At 65.5% G+C, this 25,775-nt stretch carries 20 protein-coding genes; 12 read left to right on the forward strand and 8 right to left on the reverse strand.

Annotation, left to right across the window (positions count from 1 at the left end):
* Positions 1–80: 80 nt before the first annotated feature.
* The 4 genes from ACM9LZ_RS12070 to ACM9LZ_RS12085 all read right to left on the reverse strand — a co-directional run bounded on the left by ACM9LZ_RS12070 (position 81) and on the right by ACM9LZ_RS12085 (position 7,612).
* Entirely contained in the window at positions 81–3,581 is a 3,501-nt protein-coding gene (locus ACM9LZ_RS12070; protein WP_416619716.1) for an indolepyruvate ferredoxin oxidoreductase family protein, read from the reverse strand.
* 21 nt (positions 3,582–3,602) lie between these two features.
* Entirely contained in the window at positions 3,603–5,333 is a 1,731-nt protein-coding gene (locus ACM9LZ_RS12075) for an IlvD/Edd family dehydratase (RefSeq protein ID WP_416619717.1), read from the reverse strand.
* 207 nt (positions 5,334–5,540) lie between these two features.
* On the reverse strand, positions 5,541–6,926 hold the full coding sequence (locus ACM9LZ_RS12080; RefSeq protein WP_416619718.1) for an MFS transporter: 1,386 nt from the start codon (positions 6,924–6,926) through the stop codon (positions 5,541–5,543).
* A gap of 29 nt (positions 6,927–6,955) precedes the next feature.
* On the reverse strand, positions 6,956–7,612 hold the full coding sequence (locus ACM9LZ_RS12085) for a GntR family transcriptional regulator (protein ID WP_416619719.1): 657 nt from the start codon (positions 7,610–7,612) through the stop codon (positions 6,956–6,958).
* A gap of 268 nt (positions 7,613–7,880) precedes the next feature.
* Between ACM9LZ_RS12085 and ACM9LZ_RS12090 the strand changes: the two genes are divergently transcribed.
* From ACM9LZ_RS12090 to ACM9LZ_RS12140, 11 genes are all read left to right on the forward strand, one after another.
* Positions 7,881–8,762: a fumarylacetoacetate hydrolase family protein gene (locus ACM9LZ_RS12090; protein ID WP_416619720.1), complete on the forward strand. Its 882-nt coding sequence runs from the start codon at positions 7,881–7,883 to the stop codon at positions 8,760–8,762.
* A 63-nt stretch (positions 8,763–8,825) separates the two neighbouring features.
* On the forward strand, positions 8,826–10,001 hold the full coding sequence (locus tag ACM9LZ_RS12095; protein WP_416619721.1) for an enolase C-terminal domain-like protein: 1,176 nt from the start codon (positions 8,826–8,828) through the stop codon (positions 9,999–10,001).
* Positions 10,002–10,092: 91 nt separating this feature from the next.
* The gene (locus ACM9LZ_RS12100) at positions 10,093–11,889 is read left to right on the forward strand and encodes a CocE/NonD family hydrolase (protein WP_416619722.1); all 1,797 of its coding nucleotides are present in this window, start codon (positions 10,093–10,095) and stop codon (positions 11,887–11,889) included.
* Between the two features lie 175 nt (positions 11,890–12,064).
* The gene (locus ACM9LZ_RS12105) at positions 12,065–12,820 is read left to right on the forward strand and encodes a helix-turn-helix transcriptional regulator (protein WP_416619723.1); all 756 of its coding nucleotides are present in this window, start codon (positions 12,065–12,067) and stop codon (positions 12,818–12,820) included.
* A gap of 128 nt (positions 12,821–12,948) precedes the next feature.
* The gene (locus ACM9LZ_RS12110; protein ID WP_416619724.1) at positions 12,949–14,133 is read left to right on the forward strand and encodes an acyl-CoA dehydrogenase family protein; all 1,185 of its coding nucleotides are present in this window, start codon (positions 12,949–12,951) and stop codon (positions 14,131–14,133) included.
* Between the two features lie 11 nt (positions 14,134–14,144).
* A complete protein-coding gene (locus tag ACM9LZ_RS12115) occupies positions 14,145–14,945 on the forward strand; it encodes a TIGR03084 family metal-binding protein (RefSeq protein WP_416619725.1) in 801 nt (266 codons plus the stop codon).
* Positions 14,946–14,953: 8 nt separating this feature from the next.
* Positions 14,954–15,847, forward strand: coding sequence for a phosphatidylglycerol lysyltransferase domain-containing protein (locus tag ACM9LZ_RS12120; RefSeq protein ID WP_416619726.1), 894 nt, complete (start codon positions 14,954–14,956; stop codon positions 15,845–15,847).
* A gap of 96 nt (positions 15,848–15,943) precedes the next feature.
* On the forward strand, positions 15,944–17,563 hold the full coding sequence (locus tag ACM9LZ_RS12125; protein WP_416619727.1) for an acyl-CoA carboxylase subunit beta: 1,620 nt from the start codon (positions 15,944–15,946) through the stop codon (positions 17,561–17,563).
* A gap of 29 nt (positions 17,564–17,592) precedes the next feature.
* On the forward strand, positions 17,593–19,581 hold the full coding sequence (locus ACM9LZ_RS12130; RefSeq protein ID WP_416619728.1) for an acetyl-CoA carboxylase biotin carboxylase subunit: 1,989 nt from the start codon (positions 17,593–17,595) through the stop codon (positions 19,579–19,581).
* Positions 19,578–20,369 carry an enoyl-CoA hydratase/isomerase family protein gene (locus ACM9LZ_RS12135; RefSeq protein WP_416619729.1) on the forward strand — a complete coding sequence of 264 codons (792 nt, stop codon included), beginning with the start codon at positions 19,578–19,580 and terminating at the stop codon, positions 20,367–20,369. The genes ACM9LZ_RS12130 and ACM9LZ_RS12135 overlap by 4 nt, the downstream gene beginning before the upstream one ends.
* 67 nt (positions 20,370–20,436) lie before the next feature.
* Positions 20,437–21,834, forward strand: coding sequence for an FAD-binding oxidoreductase (locus tag ACM9LZ_RS12140; protein WP_416619730.1), 1,398 nt, complete (start codon positions 20,437–20,439; stop codon positions 21,832–21,834).
* Here the strand turns inward: ACM9LZ_RS12140 and ACM9LZ_RS12145 are convergent.
* The gene (locus ACM9LZ_RS12145) at positions 21,770–22,402 is read right to left on the reverse strand and encodes a hypothetical protein (protein WP_416619731.1); all 633 of its coding nucleotides are present in this window, start codon (positions 22,400–22,402) and stop codon (positions 21,770–21,772) included. The two genes, ACM9LZ_RS12140 and ACM9LZ_RS12145, sit on opposite strands and share 65 nt — an antisense overlap.
* Positions 22,403–22,454: 52 nt before the next feature.
* Between ACM9LZ_RS12145 and ACM9LZ_RS12150 the strand changes: the two genes are divergently transcribed.
* Positions 22,455–22,886, forward strand: a complete 432-nt coding sequence (locus ACM9LZ_RS12150) for a Gfo/Idh/MocA family protein (protein WP_416619732.1) — start codon at positions 22,455–22,457, stop codon at positions 22,884–22,886.
* A gap of 269 nt (positions 22,887–23,155) precedes the next feature.
* Here ACM9LZ_RS12150 and ACM9LZ_RS12155 read toward each other — a convergent pair whose 3' ends face one another.
* The 3 genes from ACM9LZ_RS12155 to ACM9LZ_RS12165 are packed head-to-tail and all read right to left on the reverse strand — an operon-like array spanning position 23,156 to position 25,583.
* Positions 23,156–23,647: a DUF3299 domain-containing protein gene (locus ACM9LZ_RS12155; RefSeq protein ID WP_416619733.1), complete on the reverse strand. Its 492-nt coding sequence runs from the start codon at positions 23,645–23,647 to the stop codon at positions 23,156–23,158.
* Positions 23,648–23,652: 5 nt separating this feature from the next.
* Complete coding sequence (locus tag ACM9LZ_RS12160) at positions 23,653–24,921, reverse strand: FtsX-like permease family protein (RefSeq protein ID WP_416619734.1); 1,269 nt, start codon at positions 24,919–24,921, stop codon at positions 23,653–23,655.
* On the reverse strand, positions 24,918–25,583 hold the full coding sequence (locus ACM9LZ_RS12165; RefSeq protein ID WP_416619735.1) for an ABC transporter ATP-binding protein: 666 nt from the start codon (positions 25,581–25,583) through the stop codon (positions 24,918–24,920). The genes ACM9LZ_RS12160 and ACM9LZ_RS12165 overlap by 4 nt, the downstream gene beginning before the upstream one ends.
* Between the last annotated feature and the right edge of the window lie 192 nt (positions 25,584–25,775).

Consider the following 25,775-nt stretch of genomic DNA (forward strand, 5'->3'; position numbering starts at 1 on the left):
GCACTCCCAAAGATTGTTATGATTGATATCGGGCACCGCTACGGTGCCGCCCCAGCCCCGGCGGAAAGCGCGAAGCCCACTCACGCCGCGGTTCGTTGGCGGCGTGCGGCCTGCAACTGGTCCAGCAGCTTCTCGCGCTTGGCCGCCGTGGTGTCCGCCTGTGCCTGCCGGACATGGCCATAACCCCGGATCGACTGCGGCAGTGCGGCGATCTGGGTGACGATATTCAGCGTCGCCGGGGTAAGGTCGGCAACCGCCCCCTCCAGATCCGCCTCGTACTGCGCCAGAATCTGACGGTCTAGCCGGCGTTCGGCATTGTTGCGGAACGGGTCCAGCCAGCTTCCCCGCAGGCCCCGCAGGCGCGCCATGACCTTCATGGCCTGCAGGACCCAGGGCCCCGCCTCACCCTTGATCGGCTTGCCGGTATGAGGGTCGCGTTTCGCGAAGGGCCAGGCGCCCAGGTGGAAACGGAGCCGGATCGGACCTTCGAACTCCTTCTCCAGGGAGGCGCGGAATTCCGGATCGGTGTAGAGGCGGGCCACCTCCCACTCATCCTTGATGGCCAGCAGGCGATGGTAATTATGCGCCACCGCCCGGGCCAGCGCGTCACCCTCCGCAATGCCGGCTTCCCGCTTGCGCACCTTTTCTACCAGGCCCAGGTACCGGGCAACATGCGCCTCGCCGCTATGCGCGCGCAGATGTTCGACACGATGCGCGATGAGCTGGTCCAGGGTCCGGCTCTGCGGCGGCAGTGGCGTCACAACCTTGTCCGGCTGCTGGGCCTGAATATAGCGCTCAACCGCCGGCAGGTCGTGGGCGGCACGGCGGCCCCACAGGAAGGCCTGCTTGTTCATGGGCACGGCGGCACCGTTCAGTTCGATGGCCCGCTCGATGGCCGCAGCACTCAGGGGGATCAGCCCACGCTGCCAGGCCAGGCCCAGCAGGAACATGTTCACCCCGATCGGGTCGCCGACCAGGGCGGCTGCCAGCCGCTGGGCATCCACCAGGACCAGGCCGGCGTCGCCCACCGCCGTCTCGATCCGCGCGACCAGCGCCTTGGGATCGATCTGCCAGTCGGGATTGCGGGCGAAATCATTGGTGGGCACAAGGTCGGTACACACGACCGCGCGCCCATGACCGGACGGCAGACGCGAAAGCGCATCGTCGGAGGCCGCCACGATCAGGTCGCAGCCGATCAGGGCATCGGCCTCGCCCTCGGCGATGCGGGTGGCGTGCAGCATCTGCGCCTCGGGCGCGAAACGCACATGCGAGGTTACGGCGCCATATTTCTGTGAAAGCCCGGTCACGTCCAGGTTGGAGCTGTACAGACCCTCGATATGGGCCGCCATGGCAAGGGTCTGGCCGATGGTCACCACGCCCGTGCCGCCGATGCCGCAGATCAGCACGCTGTGGGTGTGCCGTAGCGGCAGGATGGCGGGCTCGGGCACCGTATGGGAATAGGCGGGCTTTGGCGCCGATGCGGGGCCTGCCGCCGCCGCTCGCCGCGGTTTGCCGCCCTCAACCGTCACGAAGCTGGGGCAGAAGCCCTCCACACAGGAAAAATCCTTGTTGCAGGAGCCTTGATTGATGCGCCGCTTGCGGCCCAGTTCGGTTTCAAGCGGTTCGACCGACATGCAGTTCGACGCCACGCCGCAATCGCCGCAACCTTCACAGACGGCCGCATTGATGAACAGGCGCCGATCGGGATCGGGCAGCTTGCCCCGCTTGCGCAGGCGGCGCCGCTCCGTGGCGCAGGCCTGATCATAGAGGATCACCGACACGTCGGGATATTCGCGGAACTCCCGCTGCACGGCATCCAGGGACGTGCGGTGATGCACGGTGACACCGGCCGGCAGCGCCACGCCCGCATAACGTTCCGGCTCATCGGTGACCACCGCCATCTTGGCGATGCCTTCGGCGGCGAAGCCGGCCAGGATCTGCGGCGGGCTGAGATTGCCTTCGACCTGCTGCCCGCCCGTCATGGAGACGAAGCCGTTATAGAGAACCTTGTAGGTGATCGGCACCTTGGCGGCCACGGCCTGACGGATGGCCAGATATCCGGAATGCGCCAGGGTGCCGTCGCCGATATTGGCAAAGACATGACGCTCGGCGGTGAAGGGCTGCTGGCCCAGCCACATCACCCCTTCGGCCCCCATATGCGAGATGGTGGTGGTCTGTTTCGGGTTGGTCAGCATGGCCATGCCATGGCACCCGATGCCGGCCAGCGCCCGGCTGCCGTCGGGCACCTTGGTCGAGCGGTTATGCGGACAGCCGGAACAGAAACCGGGCTGGCGCGACGGCATCGGCGCCTTTGCCGGTGCGCCGGCAGCCGGCACCGGAGCCGGCACATCGCAGCCCAGCACGCGGGCCAGCACGGCGGCAACGCGCGTGGGGGAGATTTCGTTGGCATTGGGAAAGGCGATGTCGGCCGGCCCCGGCTCGAACAGGCCGCCCGCGAACAGCTTGCCCACCAGACGCGGGGCGTTCGCCTGACCATAGAGGATGGTGCGCACCTGATCCTCCAGGACCGGGCGCTTCTCCTCCACCACGATGATGGTGTGCAGGCCCTGGGCGAAATCGCGCACGATCTCCGGATCCAGCGGCCAGACCATGCCGATCTTCAACAGCTTCAGGCCGGCGAAGCGCGCCTGCCCCTCCCCGGCCGCGTCGCGCCCCAGGGCCTGCAGCACATCCTGCCAGGCCTTGCCCGCCGCGATGACCCCGACCCCGGCGCCGTCCGGCGAAGCGACGATCTGGTTGATCCCGTTGGCGCGGGCATAGGCCATCACGGCGCCATGCTTGTGGTTATACAGCCGGTCTTCCTGGGGCAGCGGCAGGTCGAAGCCACGGATGTGGTAGCCACTGCCGAACATGTCCCTGGGCTGGCTTGGCACCTCGGGCAGGATGATGGAAGGCGCATCGGCCCCGACATAGACCGACCCGCCGCCTTCGACCACGTCGGTCACCACCTTCATGCCGACCCAGCAGCCGGAAAAGCGGCTCATGGCGATGCCGTGCAGACCGTATTCCAGCAGTTCCTGCGTGGTGGACGGGTAGAGCACCGGCATGCCCACCGCCATGAAGATCGTGTCGGAGAAATTGGCGACCGAGGAGCTTTTGGCCCCATGATCATCACCGGCCAGACACAGCACCCCACCCTTGGGCGAGGTACCGGCATGGTTGGCATGGCGCAGCACGTCGCCCGACCGGTCCACACCGGGACCTTTGCCGTACCAGATGCCGAAAACCCCATCCACCTTTGCACCGGGAAAGGTGCCGACATATTGCGAGCCCCAGATGGCCGTGGCCGCCAGGTCTTCATTCAGGCCGGCGCGGAACACGATGTTCGCGTCCGTCAGCTCCTTCTGTGCCGCCCATAGCTCCATGTCGTAACGGCCCAGCGGTGAGCCGCGATATCCCGAGATGTAACCACCCGTGTTCCAGCCGGCGGCGGCATCGCGCGCCCGCTGCTGCAGGGGCAGACGCACCAGGGCCTGTATGCCGGTCATGTAGACCCAGCCATCATTGACGCGATAGCGTTCATCCAGCGTCGCGACGTCGCGGACCAGTGCGGTGTTCAAATTCTGTCTCCCGATCGGGTGTCAGTGCTGGGCCGGCGGCACGTCGTGGCCGCTCCTGCCCACCAGGAATTCCAGGTCGCAGCCGTCATGGGCCTGATTGACCGTATCGACATATAATTTGGCGTAGCCCCGGCTGGCCGGTGCCGGCGGGGGTGTCCATGCGGCCAGCCGCTGCTGCAATTCCTGGTCGGAGATCAACAGGTCGAGCCGCCGTCCGGCAACATCCAGTTCGATCAGGTCACCGTCCTGAACCACCGCAAGCGCGCCGCCCACAGCGGCCTCGGGCGAGACATGCAGCACCACGGCACCGAAGGCCGTGCCGCTCATCCGCGCGTCGGAAATGCGGACAATGTCCGTCACCCCCTGTTTCAGCAGCTTGGCCGGGATCGGCAGCATGCCCAGTTCCGGCATGCCCGGAAAACCCTTGGGCCCGCAATTCCGCAGCACCATGATGCAATCGGCATCGATGTCCAGGGCCGGATCATCGACACGCCGATGCAGGTCCTGCTGGCTATCGAACACCACCGCGCGGCCCCTATGCTTCAGCAGGCGCGGATCGGCGGCCGACGGCTTGATGACCGCGCCGTTCGGGCAGAGATTGCCGCGCAGGATGGCGACGCCCGAATTGGCCATGAAAGGCTGCGCCACGCTATGGATCACATCCGGGTTGAGGCACACCGCGCCTTCATTGGCCTGGGCCAGCGTGATGCCGGCAGCGGTCAGCGCATCACCATGCAGCAGGCCGGCCTCGCACATGTCGCGGATGATCACCGGCAGGCCGCCGGCCTCATGGAAATCCTGCATCATGTAGCGGCCCGACGGCTGGAGATTGAGCAGTGTGGGCACGTCGCGCCCGATCTGGTGCCAATCCTCGATGGTCAGTTCCACGCCCATGCGTCGTGCCACCGCCGTCAGATGGATGACGGCATTGGTCGAACCGCCGATGGCGGCATTGACCTTGATGGCATTCTCGAAAGCCTTGCGCGTCAGCAGCTTGTCCAGCGTCAGACCTTCTCGCACCATCTCCACGATGCGCCGCCCGACCATGCGGGCCAGCACCCGGCGCCTTGCGTCCTGGGCGGGAATGGCGGCATTGTCGGGCAGCCCCACCCCCATGGCCTCGACCAACGAAGCCATGGTGGACGCGGTGCCCATGACATTGCACACGCCGACCGAGCGGGTGAGGCAGGTTTCCGCCTCCTCGAAATCCTGGTTCGTCGCGCGGCCGGCCCGCAGATCCGCCGCCAGGTTCCAGGCATCCTTGATCCCGAAGGGACGGCCCCGGAAACTGCCATTGAACATGGGGCCGGCCGACAGGCCGATGGTCGGCAGGTTGACGCTGGCCGCCCCCATCAGCAGGGCCGGCGTGGTCTTGTCACAACCCATCATCAGCACCACGCCGTCCAGCGGGTTGGCGCGCAATGTCTCCTCGACATCCATGCTGCACAGGTTGCGCAGCAGCATCGCCGTGGGCCGCGTCAGCATCTCGCCGGGCGAGATGACCGGAAATTCCATCGGCACACCCCCGGCTTCCAGGATGCCTTCCCGCACATGCTGCGCCAGGTCCCGGAAATGCGAATTGCAGGGGGTCAGTTCCGACCAGGTATTGCAGATGCCGATCACCGGACGCCCGTCGAAATGATCCGTCGGCACGCCACGGCTACGCACCCAGGCGCGATGGGCGAAATTCTTCGCCCCCCGCCCCTCGAACCAGGACTGCGATCGCAGCATGCGCTTTTTTTCGTCGGACATAGGCATAGGCCTTCCTCTATCGATCCCGGGGCGGCGGCCGGCCTGCTGGATCAGGCGGCAGAAGATCATTTCCGTCCGGATTCCGATGACATGCATCACCATGATGACCCGGCTGATCACCAGCGAATTCTACGTCTCCTTTGTCCGGTCTACTTGCGATTAGTGGCTGATCTCGATTACCACCGGCGCTGGGGCCTTGGATGGGGATCAGCCCGCTTGCGCAGTACCATCGGCGCGCATGCGCCGTTCCAGCATTGCCAGCACCGGCGCCAGCAGGACCACCAGAAGGGCCGGAACCGCCGCCGTACACAGGGCGACCTTCAGACCCAGTTGATGTGCCATCAAGGCGGCACCGATGAGCGGGGCAGCACTACTGCCCAGACGCGAGACGCTGCCCTTCCAGCCGACCGCAGCGCTGCGCATGGCGGCCGGATAGACGATCGGCGTCAGGATGTTGAGCGACTGATAGGTACCGACATTGAAGAAGCCGGCGCAGACGATCGTGACCACGAACAGCGGGCTGCCGAAGGGAAAGAAAGCCAGTCCTGCCAGGGAAAGCGCGCTCAGCGTCGCATACACGCCGATCACACGGTAGCGCCCGAAGCGATCCATCACGAAACCGGTCGAAAATCCGGCAACGATGGCAGCCAATCCGGCAACAGAGGCGTAAGCCGCGTAGTCGGTCAACGGAACACCTTCAAATTCATGAAAGAAGGTTGCCGAAAGGCCGAAAACGTTGACGCTGATCTGGCCGCAGATGCAACTGAACCAGAGTGCGAGCGTGAAACCGGCACGCCGGTCCCCGAAAATCTCAATGACTGAGATACGGGCACCGCGTTTCCGGGCGGGTGCATCGAACCGCGTCTTCGGCCCCAGGACGATACCCAGCTTGCGAAGGGCGGCAAGGATATCAGTGGAAGGTGCGGCAACCCGTGCCAGATGAAGCGGCGATTCAGGCACCAGAAGCAGAATGGGCGCGATCATCAGGAGGGGGGCCACAGCCCCGATGACATACATGCCCTGCCAGCCGATATGATCCAGGGACAGGGCCACCAGGACGCTGGCCCCGACCGTGCCGACACCGATGCCGGCGTAAACGATGCCGACCATGCTTGAACGGCGTTTGATGGACGAGATATCGGCCACAAGGCTTGCCACGGCGGGAAGCAGGCCGCCGCCCACAACCCCGGCCATGAAGCGCGTCACCGCAAAACTGGTCACGGAAGCGGCGAAGACGCTCAGCAGGGTGGCGATGGCGAACAGCGCCAGCAGCAGGATCATCATGCGCTTGCGACCAAACCTGTCGACCAGCGGCGCCAGCAGCAGCCCGCCAAGCGCCTGACCGACAGGCTGGGCCGCATAGGCGCCGGTCAGGCTGGCCGTGGTCACCCCGAGCGCCGAGGCGATCGCCGGCAGCATCTGCCCGGTCACAGCCAGGTCATAGCCATCGATCAGCAGTACACAAAACAGCAATGCCGTGGTCATGACATGGCCACGCCGCACCGGCGACTGGTCGAGCAGTGAGGCGAGGTTGACCTTGTCGTCGCCCGCGCTGTCGTCAGGATCTGCGGCAGCGAGGTTGGCTTTAGGCATTCGATACCCCTCAAATTGCAAAGTGCCGGTCAGCGTTGCCAGCTATTGAAAACGAGATCGCGCGTGCGTCTCAGATGGCTGGTCAGCAGGCTCACAGCCTTCTCTTCATCACGCGCGATGGCGGCTTCGGCGATTGCCACATGCTCTTCCTCGTCGCCGCGCTGGCCGTTGACGGCCGCGCGCGAGATGGCGCGATAGCGGGCCGCCGCATCGGATGTGCGTTGACAGAAATTCTGCATCCAGGTCGATCCGCAGGCGCCGATGAGGGCATTGTGGAAATCATCATGGGCGTTTTCCCACTGCGCGCCACGCAGGCCGCTATCCACCTCGACCAGACGCGGCGCCCGGCGCAGGCGGTGCAGCATCAGCACTACATTTTCTTCCCAATCCCGGCCGCCGCGCTGGATCGAGGCCCGCAGCGCCGCTTCGTTCGCCCAGCAGCGGGCGTCGAACAGATCATCGAGATCCTTGAGGTCGAGCGACGCGACCCGAAAGCCGCGCTGATCATGCTGAGACACCAGCCCCTCGCTGACCAGCCGGTTCAGCGCTTCCCGGATCGGGCTGGGCCCGACCTGAAGCTCCTCGGAAAGGTCCTGGATGTGCAGGCGTGCGCCAGGCTGGTGCCGCCCGACGATGATGGCCTCCCGGATACGGGCATAAGCGGCCGACGCGCGCGTGTTGGCCACAGCCTCAATCATGAATGACACTCCCTTGGTGTGTGGTCGCCGGACCCCGGAAAAGGCCCCCGCAAAGGCACGCGCGCAAGCGCCTTGATCGCCCGTGCGGGCGGTAACTTACACATTCAGCCCATCGCTGATCACCCTGTCCTTTGCGCGGACGGTGAGGTGCCGATCCCCCTCCACCCCGCAACAATCTCCAGATTTCTATTGCATCACTTAATAACATCGATATTTTGGAAGTCCAATCAGTTTTATCGTTATCTCAGGGGACGGAATGCGATTTATCTCTTTTCTTGAGGCGGGTGAGGTGCGGACGGGCGTCATCGCGGGTGACGGCGTGATCGACATTGCCGCCTTGGCGCTTCCTGGCATGACCAGCCTGCTCGACGTGATCCGCGCCGGGGCTGACGGGCTGTCTGACGTCGCGGCGGCACTTCCCCGCACAACCGTCCTGCCCAGACCCCTCGGCGCATTGAAGCTGCTGGCGCCGGTGCCGGCGTCGGGAAAGAACATCTTCTGCATCGGGCGCAATTATCTGGGCCATGTGCAGGAGGGGTATCGCGCCCGTGGACTGCCGGTCGACGTTCCCCAGGCCCCGCAGATTTTCAGCAAGCCGCGAACGACACTGGCCGCCGCGGGCGATGAACTGCGCTTCGACAGAAATGTCAGCGACCGCATGGATTATGAAGGCGAACTCGGCATCGTGATCGGCAAGGGCGGCCGGAATATCGCGCCGCAGGATGCGTTCGACCACATATTCGGCTATACGATCATCAACGACGTCACCGCCCGCGATCTGCAGCGCAGGCATGATCAATGGTTCAAGGGTAAGGGTCTGGACCAGTCCTGCCCGATGGGCCCCTGGATCGTGACCAGGGATGAGGTGGCGGATATCCAGGCTGTGGAGATCGTCACGACCGTGAATGGCGAAACGCGCCAGTCGGCCCGGATTTCCCAAATGATCTTCGACATTCCCACCATCCTGGCCGAGCTTTCCAAGGGCATGACGCTGGAGCCTGGCGATATCATTGCCTCGGGCACGCCGGAAGGCGTGGGCTATGCCATGGCCACGCCGCAATATCTGGCGGATGGTGATGTCGTCACCGTTTCGATCAGCGGCATTGGTGCATTGACCAACCGCATCGCCATGCGTTGACCATCGCCCACAGCGGCGCCGAAATATTGCGGCCCATCTGAACCCACTGGAAACACTTAAGACATGCGCATCCTGGACATACGTGAAGCGGCGCTGCCGATGCGCAGCGATCTTCGAAATTCGGTCTTCTCCTTCGCCGAGATGACGGTATCGGTCGTGGCCGTGCTGACCGACCGGGTGGTCGAGGGCAAGCCGGTCATCGGATACGCCTTCAACTCCATCGGCCGCTATGCCTGTGGTGACCCGATGCGGGCCCGTTTCATCCCCCGGCTCACGCAGGCCCCGCCCGACAGTTTGCTGAATGCGGATGGCTATCTGGACCCGGCCAAGGCCCTGCGCCGCATGCTGGTCGGTGAGAAGCCGGGCGGCGACGCCGCGCGGTCGGTGCCAGTTGGCACGATCGAAACGGCCTTGTGGGATGCCGTGGCCAAGGCAAGGCGCCAGCCGCTGGCGGAGCTGATCTCGCAAACCTGGCGGCAGCGACCGATGGAAGCGCGGGTCCCATGCTATGTCGGCGGCGGCTGGTACAAGCCGGACAGCAAGCCCGGCGATGTGGCCGAGGAGCTTCAGCGCCATCTGGATGCCGGCTATACGCATATGAAGATCAAGGTCGGCGGCCTGTCGCTGGCCGAGGATATCGGCCGGGTGGAGGAGGCGCTGACGTTGCTGGGCGGTGATCCGCAACGGCTGTCCGTCGATGCGAACGGGCGCTTCGCCACGGCGGAAGCCCTGGATTATGCCAAGGCCCTGGCCCCCTTCAATCTGCGCTGGTTCGAGGAGCCCTGCCATCCCAACGACTTCCAGGCCTCCGCCACCATCGCCGCCGCCTATCCCGGCGCGCTGGCCACCGGCGAGAACCTGTTCAGTCCGCATGATGTCTGGAACCAGGTGCGGTTCGGTGGCTGGCGCGCCGACCGCGACTATCTGCAGATGGACCCGCCGCAGATTTACGGCATCGCGACCTATGCCGATCTGGTCCGGGACCTGGCGGCCGAGGGCTGGGGCCACGACCGCCATTTCCCGCATGGCGGTAACCAGATGTCGCTGGCCCTGGTGGCAGGGCTGGGGCTGGGCGGCTGCGAGGCCTATCCCGGCTTCTTCGGCGCGTTCGGCGGTTATGCCGATGATTGCGATGTCTCCAATGGATCGATGCCGGCCCCGCAGCGGCCGGGCATCGGCTTCGAGGGCCAAAGCCGGCTCCATGCGCTGATGCGCGAGGTTGCCACCGGCTGGATCTGAGGATCACAGCCCCCATGAATGGCCGGGAAGGACCGACGAAACACGGCCACCGGCAATGTGAACAATTTGCACATTCAAAAGGATCAACGATATGAGCGAGGAAACCCCGATGCGTCGCGACCCCGATGCCCCCCTGTCCGACGACATGCCCGAAGCGGTGCATGCGGACGGCATGCGCATTCTCTGGGATGCGCCCATCAGGATGAGCGACGGTGTCGTCCTGCGTGCCGATATCTTCCTGCCCGAAGCGCCCGGCCAGTACGCCGCCCTGATCTCCTATGGCGCCTATGGCAAGGGCGTTCCCATGCAGGTGGGGTACAAGAGTGCTTATGACCGCATGGTGCGCGCCTATCCGGACATCGCCGAGGGCTCCACGAACAAGTACATGAACTGGGAAGTCGCCGACCCGGAGAAATGGGTACCCGACGGCTTCATCTGCATCCGCGTCGACAGCCGGGGCGCCGGCCGCTCCAAAGGCGTGCTCGACCCGACCTCGGCGCAGGAGACGAAGGACATCTGCGAATGCATCGAATGGGCGGCGGCGCAGCCCTGGAGCAACGGCAAGGTCGGGATGAACGGCATTTCCTACTATGCGACGAACCAATGGTACGCTGCCGCCCAGCGTCCGCCGCATCTGGCCGCCATCTGCGTCTGGGAAGGTTTTGTCGACCGCTACCGCGATGCCGCGCGGCATGGGGGCATCCTGTCGCAGTTCGGCGCGGGCTGGTATGGCCGTCAGGTCCTGAAGATCCAGCACGGATACGGCAATCGCGGCATCAAAAATCCCAACAATGGCGAGTGGGTCAGCGGGCCGGAAACCCTGTCGGAAGAGGAACTGACGGCAAACCGCGCCGTGCCGATGGTTGACGGGGTGCTGAACCACCCGCTGGATGACGAGTTCTATTCCGCGCACACGCCCGATCTCAGCCGCATCGAGGTGCCGATGCTGTCCGCCGCCAACTGGGGCGGCATGGGCGTCCACCCGCGCGGCAATTTCGAAGGCTATCTTGCGGCCGGCTCCTCCCAGAAATGGCTGGAAGTGCATGGCGACAGCCATTTCAGCCCGTTCTACCGCGCCGAGGGTGTGGCGCTGCAGAAGAAATTCTTCGGACATTTCCTGCAGGGCAAGGATACCGGCTGGGATAAACAGCCGCCGGTGCAGTTGCAGATCCGCCGGCCGGGAGAGCATTTCACCATCCGCGATGAGCAGGAATGGCCGCTCGCCCGCACGCAATGGACCCGGTATTATCTCGATCCCGGCACGCATACCCTGACCACCACGCCCGCCACCGGCGCCCCGATCACCTACAGCACGACGGATCACGGCGTCACCTTCACCCTGCCGCCGTCCACCGAGGAGATGGAAATCACCGGCCCGGTGGCGGCCCGGCTGCTGGTGTCGTCCGACACGGTCGATGCCGACCTGTTCCTGGCCCTGCGGCTGTTCGCGCCGGATGGCAAGGAAGTGTTGTTCATCGGTTCCAACGATCCGCGCGTGCCCATCGCCCTGGGCTGGCTGCGCGCCTCCCATCGCAAGCTGGACCCGGCCAAGACGCTGCCCTACCGCCCCTATCACAGCCATGACGAGCTGCAGCCGCTGGTGCCGGGCGAGCCCGTCATCCTGGATATCGAAATCCTGCCGACCAGCATCGTGGTGCCGGCGGGCTATACGCTGGCGCTCAACATCCGTGGTTGCGACTATGACCATGGGCTGGGTGATGCCGGCCTTTCCGATCAGCCCTATCCGATGACCGGCGTCGGCCCGTTCCGCCATGCCGATCCGCGGGACCGGCCGCCGGACATCTTCGGCGGCAAGAACACGCTGCACTTCGTCGAAGGCAGCGAGCCCTTCCTTCTCCTGCCCGTCATTCCATCAGAGAAGGGATGAGCCACCGCACCGGCGGCGGTCCCCTTGACGGGACCGCCGCCCTGCAAGGTCAGGTGAAAAGCCTCGCCAAAATATAAGGGAGGACGCGCAAAGGGCGTCCCCCATTCCGGGAGATATTTCAATGGCTTCAGGCGGCTCGTTCGTTCCACGGCGGTTCACAAGCGCTGATCGTGTCATGTGGATCACCCAGGATCGCGTCTTCTATGCGGGGCTTCTGGGCACCCCCTGCCTGCATAGCCAGGGTGCCATCATCGCCAACATCGCGATCGATGGCCCGTTGCGCGTGCGGATCGACGGGGGCGAGTGGCAGTCGACCGAAGTCGCCATCATCCAGCCCCACGTGCCCTATGAAATCGCCTGCGAAGGGCGGCACGTTCTCAATGTCTCGATTGAGCCGGAAACGGTCGATATGGACCGGCTTCCCTCCCTGCTCCGCTCCTGCGGTGCCGTACACGCGCCCGATTTTGCCGAGCATGTCCGCGCGGTGCATCGCCGGCTCGCCGCCCCCGGTGCGGCGCTGGATTTGCGGCCATCCGATTTTGACCAGGTGTTTTTCGGCAAAGCCCTTCCCGCCCGCGCGCTTGACCGGCGCATCACCAGAGTGCTGGCAACCATCCGGGACAATCCCACCGGCAGCGTCGCCGCAGCGGAATGCGCCTCGCTGGTGAACCTGTCCTTTTCGCGTTTCCTGCACCTGTTCAAGGCAGAGGTCGGCATCCCCTTCCGAAACGTGCGCACCTGGAAACGCGCCCGCAGCCTGCTGCATCATGTGCATTCCAGCAGCAATCTGCTGCATGTCGCACTGGATATCGGCTACCCGGACAGCACGCATTTCAGCCACTCGATCCGTCAGGTCTACGGCCTGAAGCCCAAGGACATCATCGCCGGTTCGCGCAAGCTGCGCATCATCACTGATACGCCCGCACATTAGGGCGAGGTCAGCCAGTCCGCGCAAGACGGGCATGCCCCCTGGGGCAAGGATGCGGTGCATCGGCAATGCCCGCGCAACAATCGGCAATGCGCCCGAAAACCGGCGGCCAGCGACCAGCGGCACCCAGCATGAGCGACCTGACCATGATCGAAACGCCCCCCCTGCCCCACTATTTCACCCCGGAACACGAACAGTACCGATCCCTGCTCCGTAGCTTCGTGACGCGGGAGATCGCGCCGTTCGTCAATGACTGGGACGAGGCCGAGACATTCCCGCGCGACCTTTATCGCCGCTTTGGCGAGATTGGCGCGCTGGGCATCGGGTATGATGAGGAACTGGGCGGCACGCCGGCGGATATCTTCTATCATCTGATCACGTCGGAAGAGGTAGCACGCGCCGGTTGCGGCGGCTTGTCGGCCTCGCTTCTGTCGCACACGATCGGGCTGCCGCCCGTGGCCGCCTATGGCAGCGGCGCGCTGAAACAGCGGGTCGTGCCGACCGTTCTGGCCGGGGAGAAGATTGCGGCCCTGGCCGTGACCGAGCCGGGCGGCGGCTCCGACGTCGCCTCCCTGAAATGCTCGGCCGTGCGCGATGGCGACCATTATGTGCTGAATGGGGAGAAGACCTTCATCACGTCCGGCATGCGCGCCGATTTCATCACCGTCGCCGTGCGCACCGCACCGGGGTCCAAGGGCGCGGGCGGTGTCTCGGCCCTGCTGGTCGATGGTGACACGCCGGGCCTCAGCCGCACGCCGCTGAAGAAGATGGGCTGGTGGTGCTCCGACACCGCCCATCTGCATTTCGACGATGTCCGCGTGCCGGTCGCCAATCTTCTGGGCACCGAGCATGAAGGCTTCAAGGTCTTCATGAACAATTTCAACAGCGAGCGGCTGTCCATGTCGATCGCCTCCTGTGCCTACGCGCAGGTCTGTGTCGACGAGGCACTGGCCTGGGCGCGCGACCGCGTCACCTTCGGCCAGCCGCTGTCCCAGCGGCAGGTCATCCGTCACAAGCTGGTGGACATGGCCCTGAAGGTCGAGGCGGCCCGTACCTTCGTCTATGATCTGGCCTGGCAGATCGAACATCGCCACGGCAACCCGGAGCATCTGGTCGCCCGCGCCTGCATGGCGAAAATCCTGTCCACCCAGGCCATGCAATATTGCGCCGATCAGGCGGTGCAGATCCTGGGCGGCATGGGCTTCATGCGTGGCACCCGTTCCGAACGCATCTACCGCGAGGCCAAGGTGATGATGATCGGCGGCGGTTCGGAGGAGATCATGAAAGACCTGACCGCCCGGCAGCTGGGCATCTGAAGGATATTCCCATGCATGACCTGACCGCCGATCTCCTCGCCGAATATCGCCAACTGGCTGATCTCTGCGCCACCCTGTCGCCCGACCAGTGGCGCCAGCCCACGGATTTCTATGGCTGGACGCCCTGGGATGAGGTGGCGCATCTGCTATTCTTTGATGAAACGGCCTTGCTGGCGGTGAGCGACCCGGCCGGCTTCAAGGCCGACATGTCGGCGCTTGCCCGCGAAATGGCCGCCGGGAAGGAAATCAGCGCCATCGCCCGGCACCGCTTCAGCCTTCTTGACGGCGATGCGCTGCTGACGCTGTGGCAGGAACGGCATGAGGCGCTGGTGGCCGCACTCGCCGCGATGGATGCCAAGGAGCGCCTTCCCTGGTACGGCCCGCCGATGAGCGCCCGGTCCTTCGCCACCGCCCGGCTGATGGAAACCTGGGCGCATGGCCAGGATATCTGGGACATGCTGGGACGCGAGCGGGAGCCCGGCCCCGGCTTGCGTCACATCACGCATCTGGGCGTGACGACCTATGGCTGGACCTTCGTCAACCGCAAGCTCCCCGTGCCGCAGCCTGTCCCTTATGTGGCGTTGCAGACGCCGACGGGTGAGGAATGGGTGTGGGGCGAGCCCTCAAAGGATGATTTTGTGCGCGGACCCGCTCTCGATTTCGCCCTGCTGGTGACGCAGCGGCGCAACCGCGCCGACACGCGCCTGGAATGGGCCGGGGACGCGGCGGATCAATGGACCCGGCTGGCCCAGTGCTTCGCCGGCGAGCCTGCGGACGGCCCGCCGCCGGGGGCGAGAGGCTCGCAGCGCTGAGTTCCATCGTGGCGCATTCCGACGGCATCGACCTGACCCTGGCGCTGGCACCCCGCATGGCCCCGCTTCTGGCCCAGCGCACAGAGGGTCTGGGCCAGCGCATGCCGGCCGACCTGACCTTCGGCAATCTCTGGCTGTTCCGCCGCGCGCATCAGTGGCGCTGGCATGATGGCCTCTGGCCCTGCATCAGCGGCGTGACCTATGACGGGCAAGGACTGGCCCTGCCCCTGTTCGACATCGGTCAGGCGCCGATGGATGTATTGCGGGCCCTGGTCACCCGATACGGCGCCCTGTTCCCGCTGTGCGAGCGGGAAGCGAATGCCGTGCGCGATTGCGGCCTTGTGCTGACCGATAATCGCGACGATGCCGACTATGTCTACCAGGCGCAAGCATTCCGGACCTATCAGGGGCGGGTGCTTCAGAAGAAAGCCAACCTGATGGCGCAGCTTCTGGCCGCGCATGTCGTGGAGGCCGAGCCCTATGGCGTCCATCTGCGCGATGCCGCGCATCAGGTGCTGGACGGCTGGATGCAGGACAAGGGCAAGGCACCGGGCGAAGCGGATGAAGCCGCCTGCCATGACGCACTCACGCTTGCGCCGGAATTGGGCCTGCGGGGCTTCCTTTATCGCGCGGACGGACAACCAGCCGGGCTTCTGCTGGCGGAGCGGCTGCAGGACGGCGTCTGGGCCGTCCGGTTCGCGAAGGGGTTGGTGCGGTTCAAGGGCATCGCCCAATACATGTTCCACCATTTCGCCATCAGCGGCGGCACTGGTGCGGACGACAGGATCGACTGGCTCAATTTCGAGCAGGATCTCGGCCTGCCCAATTTCCGCCAGACGAAGATGAGCTACCAGCCGGCCATCCTCCTGCCCAAATGGCGCCTGCTGCCGCCAACGGCATAGCGCTGTTCCGGTCTGGCCGACCAGTTCGCGCAAGACCATGCGACGACGCGAACCTAGGCTGATGACATCGCCGCAGCCGCAGCAGAACAAGCAGCCATGCCCCAAATCGATTCCACGATCTCCACATCCTCCATGGCTTACACAGCCAATCGCGATCACATGCTCGGCCTGATCGAGCGGGTGCGCGTCTATGAAAGCCGGACCCAGGCAAAGTCCGCCGCATCGCGGGAGCGCTTCGAGAAGCGCCAACAGCTCCTGCCGCGCGAACGCCTGTCGCTGCTGCTCGATCCCGGCGCGCCGTTCCTGGAACTGTCCACCCTGGCCGGGCTGGGGCTCGATACGGCCAATCTTGATGCCAGCGTCCCCGGCGGCGGCGTCATCGCCGGCATCGGCTTCGTCAGCGGCGTCCGGTGCATGGTCTGCGCCAGCGACGCCGGCATCGATGCCGGCGCGCTGCAGCCGATGGGCCTGGACAAGCAGTTGCGCATCCAGGAAATCGCCCTGGAGAACAAGCTGCCCTATGTGCAGCTGGTGGAGAGTGCCGGCGCCAATCTGATGCAGTACCGCGTCGAGGCCTTCGTTCATGCCGGCAATGTGTTCCGCAATCTGGCGCGTCTGTCGGCCGCCGGCCTGCCGGTCGTAACCGTCACCCACGGGTCTTCAACGGCCGGCGGCGCCTACCAGACGGGCCTGTCGGATTACATCATCCTGGTCCGGGGCCGCTCCCGCGCCTTTCTGGCCGGACCGCCCCTTCTGAAAGCGGCGACGGGGGAGATCGCGACGGAGGAGGAACTGGGCGGTGCCGTCATGCATGCCTCCATCTCCGGCCTGGGCGACTATCTGGCGGAGGATGACCGCGACGGCCTGCGCATCGCCCGCAACATCATCGACCAGATCGACTGGAACCGGGGGCAGCCGCCGGAACTGCCGCGCAGCTTCAAGCCGCCGCGTTACGATGCCGAGGAATTGCTGGGCATCATGCCGGCGGACCACAAGCGACCGGCGGATATGCGCCAAGTCATCGCCCGCATCGCCGATGACAGCGACTTCCTGGAATTCGGCCCGGATTATGGCAGCGCCACCATCTGCGGCCATTTCAAGATCGAAGGCTATCCCGTCGGCGTGATCACCAACAACGGCCCCATCGATCCGGCCGGGGCGTCGAAGGCCACGCATTTCATCCAGGCCTGTTGCCAGTCCCGCACACCGATCCTCTATCTGAACAACACCACCGGCTTCATGGTCGGCCGCGCCTATGAAGAAGCGGGCATCATCAAGCATGGGTCCAAGATGATCCAGGCGGTGACCAGCGCCACGGTGCCGCAGATCACGATCTATTGCGGCGCGTCCTATGGGGCCGGCAATTACGCCATGTGCGGCCGCGGCTTCCACCCGCGCTTCTGCTTCAGTTGGCCCAACGCCAAGACGGCCGTGATGGGCGGCGAACAGGCCGCCCAGACCATGCGCATCGTCGCGGAAGCCGGCATGCGGCGCAAGGGACAGGTGGACGAAGCCCGGCTGGACGCCATGTCGGCCCGCATCGTCGACCTGTTCGACAGCCAGATGAGCGTGTTCACCACCAGCGCCCATCTGCTGGATGACGGGGTCATCGATCCCCGCGACACCCGCGCCGTGCTGGCCAATGTGCTGGCGACCTGCCGGGAGGCCGAGGCCCGCACCCCGCAGCCCATGCAATTCTCGGTCGCCCGTCCGTGATCGACCCTTTGACCAATCGGGCCCAAACCATGACCTCTCCCACGCCCTTTTCCAAGATCCTGATCGCCAATCGCGGCGAGATCGCGCTGCGCGTGATCCGCACGGCCCATGCGCAGGGCTACAAGACGGTGGCAGTCTATTCCACCGCCGACGCCCAGGCCGCCCATGTCATCGCCGCCGACCAGGCCGTCTGCATCGGGGAGCCGCTGCCGTCGCAATCCTATCTGCGCATTCCGGCCATCATCGAGGCGGCGCGGATCAGCGGGGCGGACGCGATCCATCCCGGCTATGGCTTCCTGGCGGAGAATGAGGAATTCGCCGCCGCCTGCCGTGCCGCCGGGCTGGTGTTCATCGGCCCCTCGCCCGAGGCGATCCGCGCCATGGGTGACAAGGCCGGCGGCAAGCGCCTGATGATCGCGGCCGGGGTTCCCTGCATCCCCGGCTATCAGGGCGACGACCAGAGCGAACAGCGCCTCTCGCAGGAGGCCGAGCGCATCGGCTATCCGGTGATGATCAAGGCCACGGCCGGCGGTGGCGGGCGCGGCATGCGCCTGGTGCCCTCCGCCGCACAGTTCGCTGACCTGCTGCGCAGCGCCCAATCGGAGGCCAAAAACGCCTTCGGCGACGCCACCGTCATCCTGGAACGGGCCATTGTCGAGCCGCGCCATGTCGAGATCCAGATCTTCGCCGACCGCCTTGGCAATGCCGTGCATCTGGGCGAGCGCGACTGTTCGGTGCAGCGGCGTCATCAGAAGGTGATCGAGGAAGCCCCCTCCCCCGCCGTGAACGCCGAGTTGCGGGCGCGCATGGGGGCGGCGGCCGTCACCGCCGCCAAGGCCATCGCCTATGAGGGCGCGGGCACGCTGGAATTCCTGCTGGACCGCGATGGCAATTACTACTTCATGGAGATGAACACCCGGCTGCAGGTGGAACATCCCGTCACCGAGGCCATCACCGGGCTTGATCTGGTCGAATGGCAATTGCGCGTCGCGGCGGGGGAACCCCTCCCCCTCTCCCAGGACGATATCCGTTTCAACGGTCACGCCGTCGAGGTCCGCCTGTGTGCCGAGGATGTGCGCGCCGGTTTCATGCCGCAGAGCGGCACGATGCGCCGGTGGGAGGTACCGTCCGGATTGCGGGTGGAACATGGCCTGCGGTCGGGAACGTCGATACCGCCCTTCTATGATTCCATGATCGCCAAACTGGTCGCGCATGGTGCAACACGCGACGAGGCGCGCCGCCGGCTGATCCGTGGTGTGGAAGGGACGGTAGCGCTGGGTGTGCGCACGAACCAGGAGTTCCTGGCGCGCTGCCTGTCGCATCCGGTGTTTGCGGCCGGTGGTGCCACAACGGCGTTTATCGGCCAGCATGAGGCGGATCTGGTTCCCGCCGATGAAGCCGGCACCACCCGGGCGGCCGTCGTTGGCGCCTGGCTGCTGCTGGAGACGGCGGCGGCCGGCCGCCACGGCGTCAGCGACCGGGGCCTGGCCCACGCGATGCCGCTCGGCCTGCGTTTCGCGCTTGATGGCAAGCGTTTGACGGCCAGCATTTCACAGGTCCAGCCCCACCGGTTCACGGTCAGGATGGACGGGACGGAACACACGCTCGACGCGGTCGATATCGACAAGGGCGAGGCCCGTTTCATCCTCGACGGGGTCATGAATATGGTGGCCTACGACCGTGACGGACCCAGCCTGTGGCTGCGTCTGGCCGGGCGGCCCTTTGTGCTGGACGACCTGACACGGGCCGCCGCTTCGCGCACCGAAGAAGGCGGCGGCGACGGCCGGGTACGCGCGTCGATGAACGGCCGTGTCGTGGCCATGATGGCAGCGGTGGGGGACGCGGTATCGCCGGGCCAGCCACTGCTCGCTCTGGAAGCCATGAAGATGGAACATGTCCACACCGCCCCCGTACAGGGGGTGATTACCGGGATCATGGTCGCCATCGGCGATCAGGTACAGGCACAGCGCGTGATGGTCGAGATCATGCAGAATGCCCCGCAAGGAACAGCAACATGAGTGACCTTCCATCGCCCACGGCAGAGATTTTTCACGAAAAACGTGACCAGTCCTTCTGGATCACCATCAACCGCCCCGACAAGCGCAACGCCCTGAATGCCGGCGTCATCGGCGGCCTGCGAGAGGGGCTTCGCGCGGCGCATGCCGATCCGGCGATACGGGTCATCGTCATCACCGCCACCGGCGACAAGGCGTTCTGCGCCGGCGCCGACCTGCAGCCCGGCAAGGCCTTCACACCCGACTTCTCGCAGCCCAACGGCGACTATGCCGATCTTCTGCGGGAGGCGCGGAATGCCACCCTGCCGATCGTGGTCCGGGTCAACGGCACCTGCATGGCCGGCGGCATGGGGCTGTTGTGCATGGCCGATATGGCGGTCGCGGCCGACCATGCGCTGTTCGGCCTGCCCGAGGTGAAGGTGGGTGTATTTCCGATGCAGGTGATGAGCCTGCTGCGGGAACTGGTTCCGATGCGGACCCTGCGCGAATGGGCGCTGACCGGTGAGCCGTTCTCAGCGGAGGAGGCACGCCAGGCCGGGCTGATCAACCATGTCGTTCCCCGATCCGATCTTGATGCCAGGACGCAATGGCTGATCGAACGCCTCACCGACAAATCGCCCACGGCGATAAGGTGGGGGAAATACGCGATGCGGGCGATCGCCGCCATGTCGTTCGATCAGGCCATTGCCTACACGGAAAGCCAGATCGCGTTGATGCCCATGACCGAAGATGCCCGCGAAGGCATGGCGGCGTTCCAGGAGAAGCGCAAGCCAGTCTGGACGGGGCGGTGAACCGGCCCGCCGATTTCCCGCCGCCTCCTGGCCGGGTTGCCCCCCCCCCCCGACATTCTATCCCGAGATGATGATGGACCTGCTCGAACAAATTCGTGCTGTCGTCGGTGATGGCGGCCTGATCACCGGCGACGATGTCGCCAGCCGCCCGGCGGACTGGCTCGGCCGCACCACGGTCGAAGCCAGGGCCATTGTGCGCCCGCGTTCCACACAGGAATTGTCGGACGTGATGAGGCTCTGCCACGCGGCAAGGCAGACAGTCGTCCCGGCCAGCGGCCTCACCGGCCTTGTCCGTGGCCAGTCCTCGCGGCCGGAAGACATCCAGATTTCCTTCGAACGGATGCGTGCGATCGAAACGATCGACCCCGTGGGCCGCACCATCACCGTCCAGTCGGGCGTGCCCCTGCAGGCGGTACATGAAGCGGTAGCCGGACATGGGCTGATCTATGGCGTCGATCTCGGCGCGCGCGGTTCCTGCACGGTCGGCGGCAACATTTCGACCAATGCCGGCGGCAATACTGTCATCCGCTATGGAATGACCCGCGACAATGTCCTCGGCCTGGAAGCGGTTCTGGCCGACGGGACCATCATCTCCTCGATGAACACGCTGCTGAAGAACAATACGGCCTATGATCTCAAACAGCTATTCATCGGCAGCGAAGGCACGCTCGGTCTGGTGACCCGCGCGGTCCTGCGGCTGCACCCGGCGCCCGCCAGCGAAGCAACCGCGATCGTTGCCGTCGACAGTTTCGAGCAACTCACCCGGTTCTTCACGCTGGCCGGTGCCCGCCTCGGCAGCCTGCTGCGCTCGTTCGAAGTGATGTGGGACAGCTACTATGACCTGATCGGTATCCAGAGTGGCCGGCATCAGCCGCCCATCCCTTCCGGCCACAAGCTGTATGTCGTCATCGAAGTCGCCGGCACCGATCCGCAGCGTGATGAGGCGCTGTTCACCGAGATGCTGGGCGACGCGCTGGAACAGGGTATCCTCGCCGATGCGGCAATCGCCTCGTCCAAGGCCCAGCGCGATGCGATCTGGGCGATCCGGGAGGATGTCGAGGGACAGATTCATATGATGACGCCCGGCATCGCCTTCGATATCAGCCTGCCGATCGCGAAGATGCAGGATTATGTCGAAGGGCTGAAGGCCGGGCTGCAAGCCGCGTGCGGCGCCGACGCGCGCATGTTCGTCTTCGGGCATATCGGCGACAATAATCTCCATATCGTCGTCTCCCCCCGTCCCTGGAACGATCAGTCGAAGCAGGCGGCCGAAGAGATGGTCTATCGCCCGCTCCCCACGCTGGGCGGTGCGGTGTCGGCCGAGCATGGCATCGGCCTGGACAAGCGGACATGGCTGGCCCTGTCGCGCAGCCCGGCTGAACTGGCATTGATGCGCCAGATCAAGGCGGCCCTCGACCCGCTGGATCTCCTGAACCGGGGCAAGGTCCTCGGCGGGGCGGCGTGACCGGCATGGAGGAGTTTTCCCCGATGAATGTCTCCCCACCGATGCTAAGCAGACCCTGCGGATATCCCGGCAGCGGGACCGAGACCCGTTCGGCCCCGTCGCATTTCTGGCCCATATCAACGGCGCCATTGGCCGTCAGCTTGAAACTGCCCAGATAGCGGTTATCGCCGCCGCCGTCATCCAGGCTGTCGGGCAGGCTGTCGGGAATGACGCCGGGGAACGCCACGCAGCCCATGGGACCGCGCTTGGTGACCAGCAGGGCGCTCGTCTGTTCCCGGATGGCGCGCAGGCAGGCGATGGTATCGGTGCTGCCGCCCAGGATATGCACCTCCTCCTCCGTGCCGATGATCAGATCACAGAGCGGCAGCACCTCCTGCAAGCTGTCGGTCACGGATTGATCGGCGACGAACCGGTTGTCACCCGCATCACGACCGGTCAGGCCCCAGAGGACCGGCCGGTAATCGATATCGAACACGACACGCCCGCCGGCGGCCCGCACGCCCGGCTGTGACAGATGGGTGCCATTGATCAGCACGGACCGCGCGCGGGCCACCAGTTCCAGATCCACGATAAGCCTTTCCCGGAACAAGGACGGCTGTCGACCGTCCAGGGGAGGGTCCATGTTCAAGGATTTCACCATCCATGATCTGGACTTGGCCCCCTGGCTTCTGGGGGAGAAGGTGACGGAAATCTTCGCCTTGGCGTCCTGTCTGGTCGATCCGGAGATCGGGCGGCTGGGCGATATGGACACGGCCAAGCTGGTGCTGCCCACCGGTTCCGGCCACCTCTGCACCCTGTCGAACCGCCGGCGCCGCGGTTACGGCTATGACCAGCGGATCGAGGCGTTCGGGTCAAGAGGCAAGGTGAAGGCCGACAATTTGCTGGAAAGCACCGTGCCCGTCTGGGGTGCCGAAGGGGCCGCCGCCGCCCCTTCCTGGGCCGCTACGCCGCCTACCGCCTGGAAATGGACCATTTCGCCGACATCCTGTCGAGCAAGGCAACCCCCGCCATCACCTATGAGGACGACGTCGGGACAGGTGGTGACACTGTAACGGCTGACCTTTCCCCGCACCATGAAAAGGCCCGCTCCGCCAGCGCCTTCTTCAACGGATCAAGCAGGCCGTTCTGGTCAAACACCGCCTTCGCATCGCCGCCGGCCAGCAACTGGTCCAGAAGCACATCGGGGATAAACGGCCATCATCTCCGCCTTTCTCTGGCGGGCCAGAGCGGCCTCATATTCGGCGTTTCCGCAATCCTGGATCTCATAGAGCTTGCCGCAGCTTTCCTGCGCCGAGACGAAAGCAACCTCGCCAGAAAAACCCTACTTGGATAGGACATGGGCGTTCTCCAGATGGAAATAGATGCCGTTCACATCCTCCGCCGACAGGCGCAGCGTGCCTTGCAGCCGAATCTGGTCCAGCGTCGCCGTCACCGGTTCCGCCGCACTGACCTGGATCAGGTCGGCCGGGCCCGGCGGCGGGCAGAAGGGACAGGTCGGGGCCAGGGAGGAGAGCAGGAAGCTGCGGCTGGTCTCGCCCGTGTCCAGGGGCAGGAAGAACCCGGCCACCGTGAAGGGCTGACCATCCAGCGCCTGCACCCCCGGCCCGAAGATGGCGACAAGGCGATCCACCTCCTGGATCCGCTTCTGCGTCTCCTGCGTGTCGGCCAGCCTGTCCCAGCCCAGGGTGGCACGCGGCACGGCCCGCGGGTCATGCGGCGCCGCCGGCGCCGGACCTTGCACCTGCTGGAAGGCCAGGGCCGGCAGGGCACTGACCAGCACAGCCAGAAGCATCGCAAGCTTCATCATCCTCATGATGCCTATCCCTTCGCCAGCAGCCGACTGACATCGGTGCGGTAGGCCTGGATGGACGGCAATGCGGCCGCCAACAGCGCCACCAACAACGCCAGTGCCAGCAGCCAGGCCTCTCCCGGCACGAACTGCCCCGCCGACAGGCCGAGATCGCGGGCACGGACGGAAAAGGCAGACAGGGCCGCCACGCCGGCATGGGCCAGGACGATGCCCAGCAGGGCGCCCCCCAGCGCCACCAGCAGCGCCTCGGTCAATATCTGCCCCGTGATCCGCGCGCGGCCGGCACCCAGGGCCCGCATCACCGCCAGATCGTATTGGCGCTCCTGCAGGGCATTGGCCAGGGCCACGAAGGTGGAGAGACCGGCCGCCAGCACCAGCACCAGGCCCAGCAGCCGCATGGCATCCAAGCCGATCCCCATCAGGGCGCGCAGGCGCAGCATCTCTGCCGCCGGGCTGGCGGCCTGCATGCCGGTCTGGCTGTTGATCTCGCGCGGCAACCGGGCGGCGGCCAGCGGGGTGGCATAGCGGACCAGGATGGCCGTCACCTCACGGTCATGGTCGGTGCCTTCGGTGGTGGATTCGTGGTCGTGATCGGGGTCGGCCTCGTGACCATGGTCATGATCCTCCCCGGCCTCGTCAGGTTCGTCATGATGATGGTGATGATGGTCATGCACGGCCCAGACGCTGGCCACCGGGGTCAGGACCAGCCGGTCCAGCACCGTGCCGGTGCGGGCGAGCACGCCGACGACCCGATAGGGCATGTCGGCATGCGCCTCTCCCCCCGCCGTCAGCCCGTGACTGCCGACCAGCGTTGCATCCAGGCCCAGGCCGGAGGTTGCCGCAACCTCGGCCCCCAGCACCGCCTCCATCGGTCCCTCGAACAGCCGGCCCGCCGCCAGGCGGCCACCATAATGGTCGATATAGGCGGGCTCCGTGCCCAGGATGCGGAAGCTGCCGAAACGGTCGCCCATGGCGACGGGCACGGCCTGCCGGACCAACGGATTGCGGCGCAGGTCCGCAACGGCGGCCAGCGGGACATTGCCCGTGGGCACATCCACCTGCAGCACGGCCGAAAGCACCAGTTGCAGGGGGCTGCCCTTGGCCCCCACCACCATGTCGATGCCGGTCACATCGCGCACCAGACGGTTCTCCAGCCCCCGCTCCAGCAGCAGCAGGAAGGCGATGACAGCCACGCCCAGCGCCAGCAGCAGCAGGTTCAGCCCCGTGGTCAGCGGCCGGCGGCGCAGATAGGCGAGGCTCAGTCCCAGCATGTTCATGCCGCGCGCTCCACCGGCCTGGCCAGTTCCAGCAGCACGGGCAGCCGTGCCGTCAATCGCCGGTCGTGGGTTGCCACCAGCAGGGTGACGCCGCTCAAATCCGCCTGTTCCAGCAGCAGGTCGATGACCGCATCGCAATTCGCATCATCCAGCGCGCTGGTCGGCTCGTCGGCCAGCAGCAGGGAGGGCTGGTTGACCAGGGCACGGGCCACGGCCACACGTTGCCGCTCCCCCTGCGACAGGTCGGCCGGCAGGGTGCCTGCGCGGTCGGCCAGCCCGACCCGGGCCAGCAGATCCATGATCGCCTGCTCATCCGGCCCCTTGCCGGCCAGCCTCCGCGCCAGACGCAGATTGTCGGCGACACTGACGGCGGCAATCAGGTGCAATTGCTGGAAGACGATGCCCACATGGTCAGCCCGCAGCCGATCGCGCCCAACATCACCGATGGAGCGCAGATCGTTTCCCAGCAGCAGCAGGCTTCCCTGGTCGGGTACCAGCAGGCCCGCCAGGGCATGCAACAAGGTGGTCTTGCCGCTGCCGCTCGGCCCCAGCAGCAGCCCATGCCGCCCCCGCGCAAGGGTCAGCTTTGAAACCTCCAGGATACGGCGTGAGCCGGCATGGTGGACGACATCAGTCAGCTCGGCGAGATCATGATCAGGCATGAGAGGTCCTGGCGGGGCGCTTCGATTATAACGATATAACATCACATATCGGAGCTGCACCATGCGCATGCCGATTAAATCCGTGTAATCAACGGGAACCTGAAACACCCGGATTCAGGCCGGTTCGGACAATACCGTGCTTTTCCATGGCATCATCTGCCCGTCTCAAGGTCGAACTCACGTTATTGTGAA

This window comes from Niveispirillum fermenti, assembly GCF_048066175.1.
GTDB lineage: Bacteria > Pseudomonadota > Alphaproteobacteria > Azospirillales > Azospirillaceae > Niveispirillum > Niveispirillum fermenti.

What these genes read in the sequence shown, in the direction of transcription:
- ACM9LZ_RS12130 (WP_416619728.1), top strand. Translation starts at nt 17,593, where the DNA reads ATGACCTCTCCCACGCCCTTTTCCAAGATCCTGATCGCCAATCGCGGC.
- ACM9LZ_RS12165 (WP_416619735.1), bottom strand. Translation starts at nt 25,583, where the DNA reads ATGCCTGATCATGATCTCGCCGAGCTGACTGATGTCGTCCACCATGCC.
- ACM9LZ_RS12095 (WP_416619721.1), top strand. Translation starts at nt 8,826, where the DNA reads ATGCGCATCCTGGACATACGTGAAGCGGCGCTGCCGATGCGCAGCGAT.
- ACM9LZ_RS12160 (WP_416619734.1), bottom strand. Translation starts at nt 24,921, where the DNA reads ATGAACATGCTGGGACTGAGCCTCGCCTATCTGCGCCGCCGGCCGCTG.
- ACM9LZ_RS12140 (WP_416619730.1), top strand. Translation starts at nt 20,437, where the DNA reads ATGATGATGGACCTGCTCGAACAAATTCGTGCTGTCGTCGGTGATGGC.
- ACM9LZ_RS12090 (WP_416619720.1), top strand. Translation starts at nt 7,881, where the DNA reads ATGCGATTTATCTCTTTTCTTGAGGCGGGTGAGGTGCGGACGGGCGTC.
- ACM9LZ_RS12080 (WP_416619718.1), bottom strand. Translation starts at nt 6,926, where the DNA reads ATGCCTAAAGCCAACCTCGCTGCCGCAGATCCTGACGACAGCGCGGGC.
- ACM9LZ_RS12110 (WP_416619724.1), top strand. Translation starts at nt 12,949, where the DNA reads ATGAGCGACCTGACCATGATCGAAACGCCCCCCCTGCCCCACTATTTC.
- ACM9LZ_RS12100 (WP_416619722.1), top strand. Translation starts at nt 10,093, where the DNA reads ATGAGCGAGGAAACCCCGATGCGTCGCGACCCCGATGCCCCCCTGTCC.
- ACM9LZ_RS12135 (WP_416619729.1), top strand. Translation starts at nt 19,578, where the DNA reads ATGAGTGACCTTCCATCGCCCACGGCAGAGATTTTTCACGAAAAACGT.
- ACM9LZ_RS12150 (WP_416619732.1), top strand. Translation starts at nt 22,455, where the DNA reads ATGTTCAAGGATTTCACCATCCATGATCTGGACTTGGCCCCCTGGCTT.
- ACM9LZ_RS12125 (WP_416619727.1), top strand. Translation starts at nt 15,944, where the DNA reads ATGCCCCAAATCGATTCCACGATCTCCACATCCTCCATGGCTTACACA.
- ACM9LZ_RS12075 (WP_416619717.1), bottom strand. Translation starts at nt 5,333, where the DNA reads ATGTCCGACGAAAAAAAGCGCATGCTGCGATCGCAGTCCTGGTTCGAG.
- ACM9LZ_RS12105 (WP_416619723.1), top strand. Translation starts at nt 12,065, where the DNA reads ATGTGGATCACCCAGGATCGCGTCTTCTATGCGGGGCTTCTGGGCACC.
- ACM9LZ_RS12155 (WP_416619733.1), bottom strand. Translation starts at nt 23,647, where the DNA reads ATGAGGATGATGAAGCTTGCGATGCTTCTGGCTGTGCTGGTCAGTGCC.
- ACM9LZ_RS12115 (WP_416619725.1), top strand. Translation starts at nt 14,145, where the DNA reads ATGCATGACCTGACCGCCGATCTCCTCGCCGAATATCGCCAACTGGCT.